Origin of the sequence: Agromyces aerolatus, from assembly GCF_031432255.1 — a bacterium.
Lineage (GTDB): Bacteria > Actinomycetota > Actinomycetes > Actinomycetales > Microbacteriaceae > Agromyces.
Genome location: NZ_JAVKGQ010000001.1, coordinates 201,273 through 217,518 on the forward strand (window position 1 = coordinate 201,273; position 16,246 = coordinate 217,518).

Sequence of the window (16,246 nt, forward strand, 5' to 3'; positions counted from 1 at the left end):
GTCAACTATAGGTGATTCCGACCCACTTCGCCAGTCGGATGTTATGGTTCGCGCTGAGGCTTCCCAGAACCCGAACAAGCACACCCGATCACGGTCGTCAGGCCCGAGGCGCGGCGAGTTCGGCCTGGGCGTCGCGGACCAGGGCTTCCAGCCGGGGATACAGCGGATGTCCCGCCTCGATGCCCATGACCTGGTCGACGAAGGCCGTGGCGTCGAGCACGCTGAGCAGCCGGCCCAGCTCGAGGCTCTCCTCGTCGGCGGCCGATCGGAACCGCAGAGCGGCCGCGATCGCGGCCAGCAGCCCGTCGACGGGCGCTCCGCGCGCGGCGAGCCGCGCGGCCGGCTCGATGAACCGCTCCTTGCGCGAGAGCTTGCGGAGCGGCTGACGGCCCACGCGCTCGACCGTGTCCGGGAGCTCGGGGTTCGCGAAGCGCTCGAGGATGCGCCGGCGGTAGTCGGCCTGCGCCTCGGCCGTGAAGGCGTGATCGGCGACGATGAGCGCCGAGGTCTCCTCGAGCGCGCGCTCGACCGCGCCGCGCACGGCCGGGTCGGCGAGCGCGTCGCTGATGCGAGCGTGCCCGGTGGCCGCCCCGAGGTACGCGATCGAGGCGTGGCCGGTGTTCACGGTGAAGAGCTTGCGCTCGATGTACGGCGCGAGATCGTCGACGTAGTGCGCGCCGGGGATCTCGGGCGGCCGATCCCCGAACGGGGACCGCTCGATCGCCCATTCGAAGAACGTCTCGACCGTGACGTCGAGGCCGGCGTCGGCGCGCTGGCCCGGGACGATGCGATCCACGGCCGTGTTCGCGAAGATCGCACGCGGCACGAGCGTCGCCCACTCCTCGGGCGTGGTGAGCGAGGCCATCTCGTCGCGCAGCAGGGCGGTCGCGTTGATGGCGTTCTCGCACGCCATGATCGCGAGCGGCGGCAGATCGGCCGCGCGCCCGCGAAGCCCCTCGAGCACGTGCGGCGCGATGAACCGCAGCACCCGTGGCCCCACGGCCGTGGTCACGACCGCGGCGGTCTCGAGCTCGGCGACCAGGCGCGGAGCATCCGTCGAGCTGTCGATCGCCCGGAAGCGATCGACGCGGTGGTCGCTCCCACCCGGCCCCACCTCGTGCACCGTGTAGTGCTCGGCGGCCTCGAGCCGCTCGATGAGCGGGCGGTCCACGTCGGCGAAGACGACCTCGTACCCGGCCTCGTGCAGCAGGAGCCCGACGAACCCGCGCCCGATGTTGCCCGCGCCGAAGTGGACCGCCGTGGTCACTCGTTGACCTCCGCGAGCAGCGCCGCGAGCTCGTCGGCGTCGCCCGCCGCGAGCAGCTTCGCGACCTCGTCCTCGTCGGAGAAGATCGTCGCGATCTTCGCGAGGATGTCGAGGTGCTCGTTGCCGATGCCGGCGATGCCGACGACGAAGCGCACCTCCTCGCCCGACCAGTCGACGGGCTCGTCGTAGCGGATGAAGGACAGCGCCGAACGCTGGATCTGGTCCTTCGACTCATTGGTGCCGTGCGGGATCGCCAGGAAGTTGCCCATGAACGTGGACACCGAGCCCTCGCGCTCGAGCATCGAGTCGACGTAGTCCGGACGCACGGCGCCCGCATCGACGAGGATGGCGCCCGCCTCGCGGATGGCGTCGTCGCGCGAGGCGGCGCGAGCGACGAGGCGGACATCGCCCGGGGCGAGGATGGTGTCGGTCATGATGTGTTCCTTCCTGGCGAACCGCTCAGCGGACGCCCTCGGACTCCAGCAGGTGCACGATCTCGTCGTACTTCGGCGAGTTCATGAAGTTCTCCACGCTGATGTGGAGCGAGTTGGGCGACTGCTGCCGGGCGCGGTCGGTGAGGTCCTGGTGGGTGACGACCAGGTCGGCGTCGCCCTTCAGATTCGCGATGGCCGCGTTGGTGACCGTCACCGAGTCGATGCCGGCCTTCTTGATCTTGTTGCGCAGCACCGTCGCACCCATCGCACTCGATCCCATGCCCGCGTCGCATGCGAACACGATCGTGTGGATCGGCTTGTGCTCGAACGCGGCCTGCTCGCCCTCGGCGACGAGGCCCGCGCCGTCGGCGACGCCCTCGGCCTGCAGGTTGCCGAGCACACCCGACTTCTTGCCCTTGTTCGCCTCGGTCGCGGCGATCGCGGCCGACAGGTCGCCCGCGTTCTCCTTCGCGAGGTCGCGCTTGCGGCTCGCCCGCAGGATGATCGCCGAGATCGTGAACGACACCGCCGCGGCGATGACGACCGAGAGGATGACGCCCACGTAGCTGTCCTGCGCGGTCTGCAGCAGCACCGCAATGATCGAGCCCGGTGCGGCCGGCGCCCGGAGGCCCGAGTCGAACAGCACGTTCGTGGCGACGCCCGCCATGCCGCCGCCGATGGCCGCGAAGACCAGCATGGGCTTCATGAGCACGTACGGGAAGTAGATCTCGTGGATACCGCCGAAGAACTGGATGATGATCGCGCCGGGCGCGCTCGCCCGGGCCATCCCGACGCCGAAGATCGCGAACGCGAGCAGGATGCCGAGACCCGGGCCCGGGTTCGCCTCGATCAGGAACAGGATCGACTTGCCGGTCTCGTCCGCCTGCTGAACGCCGAGCGGCGTGAACACGCCGTGGTTGATGGCGTTGTTCAGGAACAGGATCTTCCCGGGCTCGACGAGGATCGAGACGATGGGCAGCAGCCCGGCGAGCACGAGCCAGTTCACCGCGGTCTCGAGCCCGTTGCTCAGGAACTCGACGGCGGGCGCGAACGCGTAGAAGCCGACGAGGGCGAGCAACAGGCCGAGGATGCCGGCCGAGAAGTTGTTGACCAGCATCTCGAAGCCGGCCTTGATCTTGCCCTCCCAGATCTTGTCGACCTGCTTCATGAGCCACGCGGCCAGCGGGCCCATGATCATGGCGCCGATGAACATCGGGATGCCGGCGCCGACGATCACGCCCATCGTCGCGATGGTGCCCACGACCCCGCCACGGGTGTCGTAGACCATGCGACCGCCCATGTTGGCGATGAGCAGCGGCAGCAGGTAGGTGATCATCGGACCGACGAGGCCGATGTTCTCGGTGCCGTCGGGGCTGGGGAACCCGCCGATCTCGGGGATCGGCAGGATCGGGCTGTCCTCGATGAACAGCGCGGTGATGAACCCCCACGCGATGAACGCGGCGATGTTCGGCATGATCATGCCGCTCAGGAAGGTTCCGAACCTCTGGACGGCGACGCGGGCTCCCCCTTGCCGCTTCGTGTCCGGTGACGACGTCGTCATCGTGATGCCTCTCTGCGAGTCACGACGCGGCCTGGCGCGTCGGAGTGGTGACGGATTCGGCGGCCTCGCGGGCCGCCTGCTTGGCTTCGGCCGCTCCCTCAGCGGCCAAGGCTGCCCGGGCGATCGCCTTCGCGTCGTCCAGGCCGTACCGCGCGAGGGAGGCGCGGACGTCTGCGAGTGCCGATGGGGACATCGACAGGCTGGTGGCGCCGAGACCCACGAGGACCACGGCAAGGAGCGGGTCGGCCGCGGCCTCGCCGCAGATGCCGACCGGCTTGCCGGTCGCGGCGCCGGCCCGGCCGACCTCCTCGATGAGCCGGAGGACCGCGGGGTGCCACGGGTCCTGCAGGGTCGCGACGGTGCCGAGCAGCCGGTCGGCCGCCATCGTGTACTGCGTGAGGTCGTTGGTGCCGATCGAGGCGAACGCCGCGACGTCGAGCACGCGCTCGGCGATGAGCGCGGCCGACGGCACCTCGATCATGACGCCGGCCACGCGGACGCCGAGCTCGTTCGCGAGGGCCGTGAAGTAGCGGGTCTCCTCGAGCGTCGCGATCATGGGCGCCATGACCCAGAGCTCGGCCTCGGCCGAGGCATCCGCCGCCGCGAGCGCCGTGAGCTGCTCACGCAGGATCGTCTCGGAATGCCGGAGCGCGCGGATGCCGCGCAGCCCGAGCGCCGGGTTCTGCTCGTCGGCGTCGTTGAGGAAGGCGAGCGGCTTGTCGGCGCCCGCGTCGAGCACGCGGACCACGACCTTCTTGCCCGGGAAGGCCTGCAGCAGGCGCGTGTACTGCTCCTGCTGCTCGGTCACGCTCGGCGCGCGGTCGGCGTCGAGGAAGAGGAACTCGGTCCGGAACAGCCCGACGCCCTCGGCGCCCAGCTGGATCGCCTCGGCCGCGCCGTCGGCCGACCCGAGGTTGGCGAGGAGCGGCACGGGCGTGCCGTCGGCGAGCGCGCCGGGGGTCACGGGGCGGCTCGCGATGCGCTCGCGCTCGGCGATGCGCTCGCGCGCCTCGCCGACCTGCACGATCGTCGGGTCGGCGACCACGACGTCGCGCTCCGCGTCGACGATGACCGAGTCGCCGTCCGCGAGCTCGGCGGCACCCGCGGCACCGACGACCGCGACGATGTTCTTCTCGCGCGCGAGGATCGCGGTGTGCGAGGTCGGGCCCCCGTCGATGGTCACGAGCCCGAGCACCTGGCCCAGGTCGAGCGTCGCGGTGTCGGCCGGCGCGAGGTCGCGCGCGACGAGCACGAACGGATGCCCCGGGCTGGGGACGCCCGGAGCAGGAAGCCTGAGCAGATTCGCGACGACACGTTGCGAGACGTCGTCGAGATCCGCGGCGCGCTCCCCCAGGTAGCCGCCCATTCCCGCGAGCAGGTCCCGGAACGCGGCGAACGCCTCGTAGACCGCGCGCTCGGCGGTCTTGCCGTCGGCGAGCCGCTTCACGACGTCGTCCATGAGCGTCGGGTCCTCGGCCATCATGGCCTGCGCCTCGAGCACGTCCTTGGCCGCGCCGCCCGCGCGGGCACCGCGGCGCTGCAGGTCGTCGGCGACCATCGAGAGCGAGGCGCGGGCGCGGGCCTCCTCGCGCTCGGGATCGAGGTGGCTCGGCCGGTCCACGGGCTCGGGCAGTGGATCCGCCATCCGTACGACCGGGCCGAGGGCGACGCCCTGCCCGATGCCGATGCCCTGGATCTCGTTCACGCTGACCTCCCGGTGGTGTCGGCGGACCGACCCTCGTTACTCGTCGTGGTCGGTGCTGAGCAGCTCGAGCAGCTCGTCCAGCACCTTCTGCTCGTCGTCGCCCTCGACCACGAGGGTGACCTCGTCGCCGTGGTCGATGCCCTGCGAGATGACGGCGAGGATGCTCGCCGCATTGACGGGCGCACTGCCGTTCTTGGCGATCGTGACGGCGGCGCCGGACGCGGCTGCCGCCTGTGTGAAGAGTTTGGCCGGCCTGGCGTGCAGGCCGTGGGTCGATCCGATCCGAACTGTGCGTTCCACCATGTTTCCGGTTCCCGTCGCGGTCGCTGGTATCCGTTCCCTCGCTCACCATAGCCCGCCACCGGTGCGGCAGGGGGGCGCTTGACTCGGCGTCACGGCGCCGCTCCGGCGGCTTCGAGAGCGAGGTCGAGGGCTGCCGTGCCGTCGCCGCTGGCGGCGGTCTCCGGCAGGATCGCGATCGGCACGGATGCCGCGTCGGCGAGCGCGCGCAGCTCGTGGAGCTGGGCGCCGAGGTGTGCGCCGACCAGCAGCACGTCCGCGCCCTCGAGCTCGGCCGCGAGCTGGGACGTGCTCGTCGGCCGGGCTTCGAGCGTGACGCCACGCGACGCGGCCGTTCGCCTGAGGCGGTGCGCCACGAAGGTGCTGGACGCTCCCGCGCCGCAGACCACGATGACCCGCATGGAGTACCTCCTCACCGTCGCCTCGTCGCGCGGTTGCCGTGCCGCGATCGATTCGATCCTGCTCCTCCGCCCGTGGCATCCGCCACCTGAATCGTTTCCGCACCCCCGGAAAACGCCAGCCGGATGGCCCCGTGCCGACGCCGCCGGTGATTGACTGAGGGCGTGGGCGAGCGATGGCAGCACCTCATCGACGAGCTCGTGCGCGCCGACGGGTGGACGACCGCCGCTCAGCTCGCCGACCGGCTCGGGGTGACGACGCGCACCGTCCGCACCTGGGTCGCGAACGCGAACGCGGCGGGCGACGCCCCCGTGATCCGGTCGGGTCCGGACGGCTACAAGATCGACCGCGCCGCCCTCGCGGCGCGAGAGGAGCCGGTCGCCGACCCGCGCGACCGCCCGGAGGGCCGGCAGGCGCTGCTCATCCGGCGCCTCGTCGACGCGGACGACGGCCTCGACCTGTTCGAGACGGCGGCCGAGCTGCACGTCAGCGAGTCCACGCTCGAGGGCGACCTCACGCGCGTGCGCGCCAGACTCGGCGACAGCGGGCTCACGCTCGAGCGCCACGGCCCGCTCCTCCGACTGTCCGGCCCCGAGGCGGCGCGCCGGCGCGTGCTCGGCGACCTCATCCGCGAGGAGTCGGCGCGCGGCCGCGTCGCGCTCGACTCGCTCCGCCGGCGGTTCCCCGCGTTGCCCGGCTTCCGCGAGGCACTCATCGCCGGGCTCGGCGAAGCGGGCTTCGCTCCCAACGAGTACGCGATCGACGACGTGCTCCTGCACCTCGCGATCGCGGTCGACCGGGTCACCCGGGACCGCACGCTCGAGAGCCGCGCCGCCGGCGCGGCGGAGACGGCCGCCGCAGGCGAGGCGGAGACGGCCGCCGCAGGCGAGGCGGAGACGGCCGCCGCCGGCGCAGTCGGCGACACGCCCGCCGGCGACGACCCCATCGACGACCTGCTCGACGTGCTCGTCAGCGACCTGCTCGGCGTCCGGCTGCCGGCCGCCGATCGCGCGCACCTCGCGCGCCTGACCCGCACGCGCGCCGCGACCCGGCTGGCCGAGGCAGGCGACCCGTCGGTGTCGCCCCGGGCGACGCTCGTGCGCGACATCGTGCGCCGCGCCGCATCCGAATACCTGGTCGATCTCACCGACGACGGATTCATCGACCGGCTCGCGCTGCACGTCGACAACCTCGCGGCACGCTCGGCCGACCGCTCGTTCTCGCGCAACCCGCTGACCGCGCAGATCAAATCCGCCTACCCGCTCATCTACGAGCTCGCCGTGTACGTCGCGAGCGAGCTGCGACGCACGGACGGCATCCGCGTGAACGACGACGAGATCGCCTACCTCGCGATGCACCTCGGCGCGCACCTGGATCGCCGGCGTGCGACCGACGAGGTCAGGGTCGCGATCGACGTCCCCGCGTACCACGACCTGCGCGACACGCTCGCCTTGCGCATCGCCGAGACGGCGGGCGACGGCGTCTCGGTCGCGCTCGCGACGGCTTCGGATGTCTCGGACGCCGACCTCGTCGTCGCGGTCGTGCCGCCCGCGGTCCCGGTGCCGAGGCTCGTGCTCGTCGCGCCGCTGCCGACCCCCGATGACCTCGAACGCGTGCGCGCCGAGGTCGTCTCGCTCCGGCGGGCGCGCCGCACCGCGCGACTCGCTGCACGGCTCGCGGACACGATCGAGCCCGACTTCTTCGTACGCGGCCTGCGCGGCCTCGACCGCGAGGCCGTGATCCGCATGCTGGGTGAGCGCCTCATCGCCGGAGGCGTCGTCGACCGCGCGTACGTCGAGGGCGCGGTCGAGCGCGAGCGCATGTCCTCGACCGCGTTCGCCGACCACCTCGCGGTCCCGCACGCGATGACCATGAGCGCGCGGCGCACGGCCATCGCGATCGCGATCGACGACACGGCCATCGACTGGGCCGGAACCCCGGTGCACGTGGTCGCGCTCATCGCGTTCGCCGACAGCGGGCGGGCCGAGTTCCAGGAGGTCTTCGATCAGTTCGTGGAGGCGTTCTCCGAGCGTGAGAACGTGCTGCGTCTCGTGCGCGGCGCGACCGACCACGCGGGCCTCGTCGCCGAGCTCGCCCGGCTGATGGAGGCCGCGGCGTGAGCCCGCTTCGCCCCGTCGGCCCCGCCCCGCCGCCCTCGCGAGTGATGCCGAAGCACGTCGAGGGTGGGCGATGTACGGCGACACTCGCGCCGTTCGGGTAACACTCGTGGGCGGGGCGGGGCCGGGCTGGCGGGGCGGGTCAGGCGATGGGGGTGGGGGTGATGCCGTAGGGGGCGAGCGCGGCGGCGCCGCCGTCGTCGGCGGTGAGCACCCAGATGCCGTCGTGGTGCACGGCGACCGTGTGCTCGACGTGGGCCGCATCGGCCCCGTCCGCGGTGGTCACGGTCCAGTCGTCGTCGCGGACGAACGTGTCGACGGCTCCCGCGACGATCATCGGCTCGATCGCGACCACGAGCCCCGGCTTCACGGCCGGGCTGCGGCGCTCGACGCGGTAGTTGAAGACCGGCGGCTCCTCGTGCATCTGGCGCCCGACGCCGTGACCGACATAGTCGGTGAGGATGCCGTAGTCGCCCTCGGCCCGTACGGCGTCTTCGATCGCGGCGCCGACCTCGTTCAGCTGACGCGCACCGGCGAGGGCGGCGACGCCGGTCCAGAGCGCGTGCTCGGTGACGCGCGCGAGCTCCTCGCGCGCCGACACGATCTCGGGCCGCGCGGGGTCGGGCAGGACGACCGTGAACGCGGAGTCGCCGTTCCAGCCGTCGACCTCGGCGCCGCCGTCGACCGACACGATGTCGCCCGGGCGGAACGGCCGGTCCCCGGGGATGCCGTGCACGACGTCGTCATCGACGGACACGCACAGCGTGTGCCGGTAGCCGGGCACGAGCTTGAAGTTCGAGCGCCCGCCGAGACCGACGATCACCCGTTCGGCCGCGGCGTCGAGCTCGAGCGGCGTGGCGCCCACCGCGAGCAGCCGTCGTGCTTCGGCGAGCGCGGCCGCGGTCGCTGCCCCGGCCGCCCGCATCGCGCGGAGATCGGCCCGGGACTTGTAGATCGACCGGCCGAACACGCCGATCAGGCCGCGCCGGGGTGCGCGGCCACGAGGCCGCGCGAGGCGAGCGCGGTGAAGATGCGCGCGGTCACGTCGGCGAGCGTGCCGACGCCGTCGACGCGCACGACCAGCCCGCGCGAACGGTAGTCGTCGAGGATCGGTGCCGTCTCGCGCTCGTAGATGGCGAGCCGGTTCGAGATGACCTCTTCGGTGTCGTCGGTGCGGCCCTGCTCGCTCGCACGCTGCACGAGCCGCGCGATCGACTCGTCGCGCGGCACCGCGAGCTCGATGACGGCGTCGAGCGCCTCGTCGCGCGACGCGAGGAACGCATCGAGGTCGGCCACCTGTCCGCGGTTGCGGGGGTAGCCGTCGAGGAGGAACCCGTTCGCCGCGTCCTCCTGAGCAAGCCGGTCGCGGACGAGCTCGCTCGTGAGCTCGTCGGGCACGAGGTTGCCCGCCTCGATGATCGCCTGCACACGCTGGCCGAGCTCGGTGCCGCCCGCCACGTTCGCCCGGAAGATGTCACCGGTGGCCACCTGCGGGACGCCGAAGGCGCGAGCGACGAGGATGCCCTGCGTGCCCTTGCCCGAACCCTGCGGCCCGACGATGAGAAAGCGGGCCTGCGTGGCGGGAGCCGTCATCGGAGAAGTCCTTCGTAGTGTCGCTGCTGCAGCTGGGCGTCGATCTGCTTCACGGTCTCAAGACCGACACCGACGATGATCAGGATCGAAGCGCCACCGAACGGGAAGTTCTGGTCGGCGCCGACGAGCGCGAACGCGATCAGCGGGATCAACGCGACCAGGCCGAGGTACAGCGAGCCGGGGAACGTGATGCGCGTGAGCACGTAGTCGAGGTACTCGGCCGTGGGACGACCGGCCCGGATGCCCGGGATGAAGCCGCCGTACTTCTTCATGTTCTCGGCGACCTCGTCGGGGTTGAACGTGATCGCGACGTAGAAGTACGTGAAGCCCACGATGAGCAAGAAGTACAGGAGCATGTACAGCGGGTGGCTGCCCTGGGTGAGGTAGTTCTGGATCCAGACGACCCAGGCCTGCGGCTCCTCGCCGGCGGCCGGCTGGTTGAACTGGGCGATCAGCGCCGGAAGGTACAGCAGCGACGACGCGAAGATGACCGGCACGACGCCCGCCATGTTCACCTTGATCGGGATGTAGGTGTTGTTGCCGCCGTAGGTGCGCCTGCCGACCATGCGCTTGGCGTACTGCACGGGCACCCGTCGCTGCGACTGCTCGACGAAGACGACGGCGACGACGATGACCAGGCCGATCGCGATCACGATCGCGAAGGTGTCGAAGCCGCGCGACATCGCGATGTTCCAGAGCGAGCCGGGGAAGGTCGCCGCGATCGAGGTGAAGATGAGGAGCGACATGCCGTTGCCGATGCCGCGCTCGGTGATGAGCTCGCCGAACCACATGATGAGGCCGGTGCCGGCCGTCATGGTGATGACCATGAGCAGGATCGCGTACCAGGCGTCGTTCGTGATGAGCTGCTGGCACTCGGTCGCGGTCGCGCCGCTGAACAGCGCGCCGCTCCGCGCGACCGTGATGAGCGTCGTCGACTGCAGGACGGCCAGCGCGATGGTCAGGTAGCGCGTGTACTGCGTGAGCTTGCCCTGACCGGCCTGGCCCTCTTTGTAGAGCGACTCGAAGTGGGGAATGACCACGCGCAGCAGCTGCACGATGATCGACGCGGTGATGTAGGGCATGATGCCCAGCGCGAAGATCGACAGCTGGAGCAGCGCACCGCCCGAGAAGACGTTGACGAGCTCGTACAGCCCGGATGCGTCGCCCGAGGTCGACGCGAGACACGCCTGCACGTTGTTGAAGTCCACGAACGGCGCGGGGATGAATGACCCCAGACGGAACAGGGCGACGATGGCCAGCGTGAAGCCGAGCTTGCGTCGAAGATCGGGGGTGCGGAAGATGCGCCCGATGGCGTTGAACACTCGTCCTCCTGTAACTCCGGCGTGGAGTCAGTTTTGCTCCGTCGTGGAGTCAGTCCATAAGCGGCTCGAGCCTGTCGAGACCCCCGTGCATCATACGCGAGGAGTCCCGACAGGCTCGAATCCGGTGTATCGGTGGTGCTAGTTGACCGAGCCGCCGGCCGCCACGATCTTCTGCTCGGCGGAACCCGAGACCTTGTCGACCGAGACGTTGAGCTTGACCTGGAGGTCGCCGTTGCCGAGGACCTTCACGCGCTCATTCTTGCGGACTGCGCCCTTCGCGACCAGGTCGGCGACGGTGACGTCGCCGCCCTGCGGGTACAGCTCGGCGAGCTTGCCGAGGTTGACCACCTGGTACTCGACCCGGAACGGGTTCTTGAAGCCGCGGAGCTTCGGCGCACGCATGTGGTACGGAAGCTGGCCGCCCTCGAACCCGGGGCGCACGGTCGTACGGGCCTTCGAGCCCTTCGTGCCGCGGCCGGCGGTCTTGCCCTTCGAGCCCTCACCACGGCCGACGCGGGTCTTGTCCTTCTTGGCACCGGGTGCGGGGCGCAGGTGGTGCACCTTCAGGACCTGCTCGCGCGGCTCGGCGACGTCCTTGGCCGGCGCCTTCTTGGCGGCGGCCTTCTTCGCCGGGGCCTTCGCGGCCGAAGCCGTGTCGGCGGAAGCCGTGTCGGCGGCAGCCTTCTTCGCGGGGGCCTTCGCGGCCGGTGCCTTGTCGGCGGCGGCCTTCTTGGCGGGAGCCTTCTTCGGAGCCTCCGCGGCCTCTTCGGCGACGTTCTTCTCGTCAGCCATTAGTCAATCTCCTCAACCTTCACGAGGTGGGCGACCGTGTTGATGTAGCCGCGGTTCTGCGGCGTGTCCTCACGGACCACGGAAGCCCCGATGCGCTTGAGCCCGAGGCTGCGGAGCGTGTCGCGCTGGTACTGCTTCTCGCTCACCTTGGACTTGATCTGGGTCACCTTCAGCTGCTTGGCCATCAGGAACCTGCCTTCGCTGCCGCAGCGGCCTCGGCCGCCTGAGCCTCGGCGCGCACCAGACGGGCCGGCGCGACCTCGTCGTAGTCGAGACCACGACGCGCGGCCACGGCACGGGGCTCCTCGAGCTGCTGGAGCGCCTCGACCGTCGCGTGCACGATGTTGATGGTGTTCGACGAGCCGAGCGACTTGCTCAGCACGTCGTGGATGCCGGCGCACTCGAGCACGGCACGCACGGGACCACCGGCGATGACGCCGGTACCGGCGGAAGCGGGACGGAGCAGGACGACGCCCGCAGCGGCCTCACCCTGCACCGGGTGCGGGATGGTCGCGCCGACGCGGGGCACGCGGAAGAAGTTCTTCTTCGCCTCTTCGACGCCCTTCGAGATCGCCGTCGGGACCTCGCGAGCCTTGCCGTAGCCGACGCCGACCATGCCGTTGCCGTCACCCACGACGACGAGCGCCGTGAAGCTGAAGCGACGACCGCCCTTGACGACCTTCGACACGCGGTTGATGGTCACGACGCGCTCGAGGAACTGGCTCTTGTCGGCGTCGCGGCCGCCACGGTCACGGCCCTGGCCGCGGTCACGACCGCCGCCACGACGACCGTCGCGCTCGTTGCGCGGCGGGGCGGACGACGCGGCCGTCTCGACGGGTGCCTGTGCCTCTGCGGTGGTCACCTCGGTCTCCTTCTGGTTGTCGGTCACAGGTTCAGCCCTGCCTCTCGGGCGCCTTCGGCGATCGCCGCGACGCGTCCGGCGTACTTGTTGCCGCCGCGGTCGAACACGACCGCCTCGATGCCGGCGGACTTGGCGCGCTCGGCGACCAGCTCGCCGACCTTGCGGGCCTTGGCGGTCTTGTCACCGTCGAACGTGCGCAGGTCGGCTTCCATGGTGGAAGCGGATGCCACGGTGCGGCCCTTGCTGTCGTCGACGACCTGCACGAAGACGTGGCGGGCCGAACGGGTGACGACGAGGCGCGGACGCACCTCGGTGCCGACGATCTTCTTGCGAAGTCGGGTGTGACGGCGCGAACGCGCGGCCGTCTTGGTCTTCACAGCCATGATTACTTACCTGACTTTCCGGCCTTGCGACGCACGACCTCGCCGGCGTAGCGGATGCCCTTGCCCTTGTAGGGCTCGGGCTTCTTGATCTTGCGGATGTTCGCGGCGGTCTCACCGACGGCCTGCTTGTCGATGCCCGAGACGGTGAGCTTGTTGTTGCCCTCGACCGCGAACGTGATGCCAGCGGGCGCCTCGACGGTGACGGGGTGCGAGAAGCCGAGCGCGAACTCGACCGACGAGCCCTTCTGGGCGACGCGGTACCCGGTGCCGACGATCTCGAGGCCCTTGGAGTAGCCCTGCGTGACGCCGATGATGTTGTTCGCGATGAGCGTGCGGGTCAGTCCGTGCAGCGAACGCGAGTCGCGCTCGTCGTCGGGCCGCGTGACGAGGACCTGGTTGTCCTCGAGCTTGACCTCGATGGGGCTCGCGACGGTGAGCGAGAGCTCGCCCTTCGGGCCCTTGACGGTGACGGCCGAGCCGTCGACCTTCACGTCGACACCGGCGGGGATGTCGATGGGGAGTCGTCCGATTCGTGACATGGACTTACCACACGTAGGCGAGGACTTCCCCACCCACGCCCTTCTTCTCGGCCTGGCGGTCGGTGAGCAGACCGCTGGAGGTGGACAGGATCGCAACGCCGAGGCCGCCGAGCACCTTGGGCAGCTCGGTCGACTTCGCGTACACACGGAGGCCGGGCTTCGAGACCCGCTTGATGCCAGCGATCGAACGCTCGCGGTTGGGGCCGAACTTGAGCGTCAGCGTGAGGGTCTTGCCGACGCGCGCGTCGGTCACCTCGAAGTCGGCGATGTAGCCCTCGCTCTTGAGGATCTCGGCGATGTGCGCCTTGAGCTTCGAGTTCGGCATCGCGACCGTGTCGTGGTGCGCCGAGTTGGCGTTCCGCAGACGCGTCAGCATGTCAGCGACCGGGTCGGTCATCGTCATGACGAATGGTTCCTTACGTTCACCAGGTTTCAGGACCCGTTACACGGGGACTGACCTGTGGTGGTGGTGCGCCGCGGATGCGACGCACCGTAGGCCCGCCACTGGCCGGCCCCGCGAAGCACGCGGGAACCGGCCGGTGACGAACACAAACTCATCGAGTCTACTACGCAGTCTCGTTCGACTTGAACGGGAAGCCGAGCGCCTTGAGCAGCGCACGACCCTCGTCGTCGGTCTTGGCGGTGGTCACCACGGTGATGTCCATGCCGCGGACGCGGTCGATCTTGTCCTGATCGATCTCGTGGAACACGCTCTGCTCCGTGAGGCCGAACGTGTAGTTGCCCGTGCCGTCGAACTGACGGTCCGACAGCCCGCGGAAGTCCCGGATGCGGGGCAGCGCGAGCGAGAGCAGCCGGTCGAGGAACTCCCACATGCGGTCGCCGCGAAGCGTGACGTGGGCGCCGATGGGCTGGCCCTCGCGGAGCTTGAACTGGGCGATCGACTTGCGGGCCTTGGTGACCTGCGGCTTCTGGCCGGTGATCTTGATCAGGTCGGCGATCGCGCCGTCGATGACCTTGCCATCGCGGGCGGCCTCGCCGACACCCATGTTGACCACGATCTTCACGAGGCCCGGCACCTGGTGCGGGTTCGTGTAGCCGTTGGCCTCCGTGAGCGTCTTGGTGATCTCGGAGCGGTACTTCTGCTTGAGGCGCGGCTGGATGGTGCCAGCCGGCGCAGCAGATGCGGTGTCGGTCATTACAGGTCCTTACCTGACTTCTTGGCGTAGCGGACGCGGACCGTCTTGGTGACGCCGTCCTTGGTGACGGTCTCGTTGCGGAAGCCCACGCGGGTCGGCTTCTTCGACTCGGGGTCGACGATCGCGACGTTCGACACGTGGATCGGCGCCTCCATCGTCTCGATGCCGCCGGTCTTCGTGCCGCGCTGCGTCTGGCCGACGCGGACGTGCTTCGTGACGTAGTTCACGCCCTCGACGACGACGCGGTTCTCCTCGACGAGCACCTCGAGGACCTTGCCCTGCTTGCCGCGGTCGCCGCCGCGGGCCTGGCTGCGGCCCGAGATGACCTGCACGAGGTCACCCTTCTTGATGTTGGCCATGGCTTAGATAACCTCCGGCGCCAGCGAGACGATCTTCATGAACTTCTTGTCGCGCAGCTCGCGGCCCACCGGGCCGAAGATACGGGTGCCTCGGGGGTCACCGTCGTTCTTGAGGATCACCGCGGCGTTCTCATCGAACTTGATGTAGGAGCCGTCGGGACGACGGGTCTCCTTCTTGGTGCGGACGATGACGGCCTTGACCACGTCGCCCTTCTTGACGTTGCCGCCGGGGATGGCGTCCTTGACCGTCGCGACGATCGTGTCGCCGAGACCGGCGTACCGACGCTTCGAACCACCGAGGACACGGATCGTGAGCAGCTCCTTGGCGCCGGTGTTGTCGGCCACCTTGAGTCGTGATTCCTGCTGAAGCACTGTGAACTCCTTCTCTCAAGCAAGCGCGAGGCTTACTTGGCCTTCTCGGCGATCTCGACGAGGCGCCAGCGCTTGGTCGCGCTCAGCGGACGGGTCTCGGAGATGACGACCAGGTCGCCGATACCGGCGGTGTTCTGCTCGTCGTGGGCCTTCACCTTGGAGGTGCGGCGGATGACCTTGCCGTAGAGCGGGTGCTTCACGCGGTCCTCGACCTCGACGACGATGGTCTTGTCCATCTTGTCGCTGACGACGTAGCCGCGGCGCACCTTGCGGTACGGGCGGGTCTCGGCCGTCTCGGCGACCTCGGCTGCAGCAGCCTTCTTGGTCTCAGCCATGATCAGGCCTCCTTCGTCTCGTCAGCCTCGGTCGAAGCTTCCGCTTCGGCCTTGGCCTTCTTCTTGGTCTTCTTCTCCGCGGCGGGCGCGGCCTCGACCGCAGCCGGGGTCGCCCGGATCCCGAGCTCGCGCTCACGGATCACGGTGTAGATGCGCGCGATGTCCTTCTTGACGGCACGAAGACGTCCGTGGCTTTCGAGCTGGCCGGTGGCCGCCTGGAAGCGCAGGTTGAACAGCTCTTCCTTGGCCTTCTTCAGCTCGTCGACGAGACGCTCGTCCTCGAAGGTGTCGAGCTCGACGGTCTCGAGCCCCTTGGTTCCGACAGCCATTACGCGTCGCCCTCCTCGCGCTTGATGATGCGTGCCTTGAGGGGCAGCTTGTGGATGGCACGGGTCATGGCCTCGCGAGCGAGTTCCTCGGAGACGCCCGAGACCTCGAAGAGGACGCGACCCGGCTTGACGTTGGCGACCCACCACTCGGGCGAACCCTTACCGGAACCCATGCGGGTCTCGGCCGGCTTCTTCGTGAGCGGACGGTCGGGGTAGATGTTGATCCACACCTTGCCGCCACGCTTGATGTGACGCGTCATGGCGATACGAGCGGACTCGATCTGACGGTTCGTCACGTACGCGGGGGTCAGGGCCTGGATGCCGAACTCACCGAACGACACCTTGGTGCCGCCGGTGGCCTGGCCCGAACGGCCGGGGTGGTGCTGCTTGCGGTACTTGACTCGACGGGGAATCAACATG

At 69.8% G+C, this 16,246-nt stretch carries 22 protein-coding genes; 1 reads left to right on the forward strand and 21 read right to left on the reverse strand.

Going from position 1 to position 16,246, the window contains the following annotated elements; all coding sequences use genetic code 11:
• Nucleotides 1-97: 97 nt before the first annotated feature.
• From RH864_RS00885 to RH864_RS00910, 6 genes are all read right to left on the reverse strand, one after another.
• Nucleotides 98-1,267 carry a mannitol-1-phosphate 5-dehydrogenase gene (locus RH864_RS00885; RefSeq protein WP_310515619.1) on the reverse strand — a complete coding sequence of 390 codons (1,170 nt, stop codon included), beginning with the start codon at nt 1,265-1,267 and terminating at the stop codon, nt 98-100.
• Nucleotides 1,264-1,701 carry a PTS sugar transporter subunit IIA gene (locus tag RH864_RS00890; protein WP_310515620.1) on the reverse strand — a complete coding sequence of 146 codons (438 nt, stop codon included), beginning with the start codon at nt 1,699-1,701 and terminating at the stop codon, nt 1,264-1,266. Before RH864_RS00890 ends, RH864_RS00885 begins: the two co-directional genes overlap by 4 nt.
• A 25-nt stretch (nt 1,702-1,726) precedes the next feature.
• A complete protein-coding gene (locus tag RH864_RS00895; protein WP_310515621.1) occupies nt 1,727-3,262 on the reverse strand; it encodes a PTS mannitol transporter subunit IICB in 1,536 nt (511 codons plus the stop codon).
• A 19-nt stretch (nt 3,263-3,281) separates the two neighbouring features.
• Complete coding sequence (gene ptsP, locus RH864_RS00900; protein WP_310515622.1) at nt 3,282-4,967, reverse strand: phosphoenolpyruvate--protein phosphotransferase; 1,686 nt, start codon at nt 4,965-4,967, stop codon at nt 3,282-3,284.
• A gap of 36 nt (nt 4,968-5,003) precedes the next feature.
• A complete protein-coding gene (locus RH864_RS00905) occupies nt 5,004-5,270 on the reverse strand; it encodes an HPr family phosphocarrier protein (RefSeq protein ID WP_310515623.1) in 267 nt (88 codons plus the stop codon).
• Between the two features lie 89 nt (nt 5,271-5,359).
• The gene (locus RH864_RS00910) at nt 5,360-5,668 is read right to left on the reverse strand and encodes a PTS sugar transporter subunit IIB (protein WP_310515624.1); all 309 of its coding nucleotides are present in this window, start codon (nt 5,666-5,668) and stop codon (nt 5,360-5,362) included.
• Nucleotides 5,669-5,830: 162 nt separating this feature from the next.
• On the opposite strand from RH864_RS00910, the gene RH864_RS00915 reads away from it, so the two are divergent.
• Nucleotides 5,831-7,786, forward strand: coding sequence for a BglG family transcription antiterminator (locus tag RH864_RS00915; protein ID WP_310515625.1), 1,956 nt, complete (start codon nt 5,831-5,833; stop codon nt 7,784-7,786).
• Between the two features lie 139 nt (nt 7,787-7,925).
• Here RH864_RS00915 and map read toward each other — a convergent pair whose 3' ends face one another.
• From map to rplP, 15 genes are all read right to left on the reverse strand, one after another.
• Complete coding sequence (map, locus tag RH864_RS00920) at nt 7,926-8,753, reverse strand: type I methionyl aminopeptidase (RefSeq protein WP_396129932.1); 828 nt, start codon at nt 8,751-8,753, stop codon at nt 7,926-7,928.
• Nucleotides 8,754-8,758: 5 nt separating this feature from the next.
• Nucleotides 8,759-9,376 carry an adenylate kinase gene (locus RH864_RS00925; protein WP_310515626.1) on the reverse strand — a complete coding sequence of 206 codons (618 nt, stop codon included), beginning with the start codon at nt 9,374-9,376 and terminating at the stop codon, nt 8,759-8,761.
• On the reverse strand, nt 9,373-10,698 hold the full coding sequence (gene secY / locus RH864_RS00930) for a preprotein translocase subunit SecY (protein WP_310515627.1): 1,326 nt from the start codon (nt 10,696-10,698) through the stop codon (nt 9,373-9,375). The genes RH864_RS00925 and secY overlap by 4 nt, the downstream gene beginning before the upstream one ends.
• 138 nt (nt 10,699-10,836) lie before the next feature.
• Nucleotides 10,837-11,490 (reverse strand): 50S ribosomal protein L15, encoded by a 654-nt coding sequence (rplO, locus tag RH864_RS00935; RefSeq protein WP_310515628.1) that lies wholly within the window; start codon nt 11,488-11,490, stop codon nt 10,837-10,839.
• Complete coding sequence (gene rpmD / locus RH864_RS00940; RefSeq protein WP_308797127.1) at nt 11,490-11,675, reverse strand: 50S ribosomal protein L30; 186 nt, start codon at nt 11,673-11,675, stop codon at nt 11,490-11,492. The genes rplO and rpmD overlap by 1 nt, the downstream gene beginning before the upstream one ends.
• A complete protein-coding gene (gene rpsE / locus RH864_RS00945) occupies nt 11,675-12,352 on the reverse strand; it encodes a 30S ribosomal protein S5 (protein ID WP_310515629.1) in 678 nt (225 codons plus the stop codon). Before rpsE ends, rpmD begins: the two co-directional genes overlap by 1 nt.
• A 23-nt stretch (nt 12,353-12,375) precedes the next feature.
• Nucleotides 12,376-12,735 carry a 50S ribosomal protein L18 gene (gene rplR / locus RH864_RS00950; RefSeq protein WP_310515630.1) on the reverse strand — a complete coding sequence of 120 codons (360 nt, stop codon included), beginning with the start codon at nt 12,733-12,735 and terminating at the stop codon, nt 12,376-12,378.
• 2 nt (nt 12,736-12,737) lie between these two features.
• Nucleotides 12,738-13,274 carry a 50S ribosomal protein L6 gene (gene rplF, locus RH864_RS00955; protein WP_310515631.1) on the reverse strand — a complete coding sequence of 179 codons (537 nt, stop codon included), beginning with the start codon at nt 13,272-13,274 and terminating at the stop codon, nt 12,738-12,740.
• A gap of 4 nt (nt 13,275-13,278) precedes the next feature.
• Nucleotides 13,279-13,677, reverse strand: a complete 399-nt coding sequence (gene rpsH / locus RH864_RS00960; protein WP_310515632.1) for a 30S ribosomal protein S8 — start codon at nt 13,675-13,677, stop codon at nt 13,279-13,281.
• Between the two features lie 163 nt (nt 13,678-13,840).
• Nucleotides 13,841-14,431, reverse strand: coding sequence for a 50S ribosomal protein L5 (rplE, locus tag RH864_RS00965; RefSeq protein ID WP_310515633.1), 591 nt, complete (start codon nt 14,429-14,431; stop codon nt 13,841-13,843).
• Nucleotides 14,431-14,790 (reverse strand): 50S ribosomal protein L24, encoded by a 360-nt coding sequence (rplX, locus tag RH864_RS00970; RefSeq protein WP_310515634.1) that lies wholly within the window; start codon nt 14,788-14,790, stop codon nt 14,431-14,433. Before rplX ends, rplE begins: the two co-directional genes overlap by 1 nt.
• 3 nt (nt 14,791-14,793) lie before the next feature.
• A complete protein-coding gene (gene rplN / locus RH864_RS00975; protein WP_308797134.1) occupies nt 14,794-15,162 on the reverse strand; it encodes a 50S ribosomal protein L14 in 369 nt (122 codons plus the stop codon).
• 32 nt (nt 15,163-15,194) lie between these two features.
• Nucleotides 15,195-15,497, reverse strand: coding sequence for a 30S ribosomal protein S17 (gene rpsQ / locus RH864_RS00980; RefSeq protein WP_310515635.1), 303 nt, complete (start codon nt 15,495-15,497; stop codon nt 15,195-15,197).
• Nucleotides 15,498-15,499: 2 nt separating this feature from the next.
• Entirely contained in the window at nt 15,500-15,826 is a 327-nt protein-coding gene (gene rpmC, locus RH864_RS00985; RefSeq protein ID WP_310515636.1) for a 50S ribosomal protein L29, read from the reverse strand.
• Nucleotides 15,826-16,245, reverse strand: a complete 420-nt coding sequence (rplP, locus tag RH864_RS00990; RefSeq protein ID WP_149161171.1) for a 50S ribosomal protein L16 — start codon at nt 16,243-16,245, stop codon at nt 15,826-15,828. Before rplP ends, rpmC begins: the two co-directional genes overlap by 1 nt.
• Nucleotide 16,246: the final 1 nt, after the last annotated feature.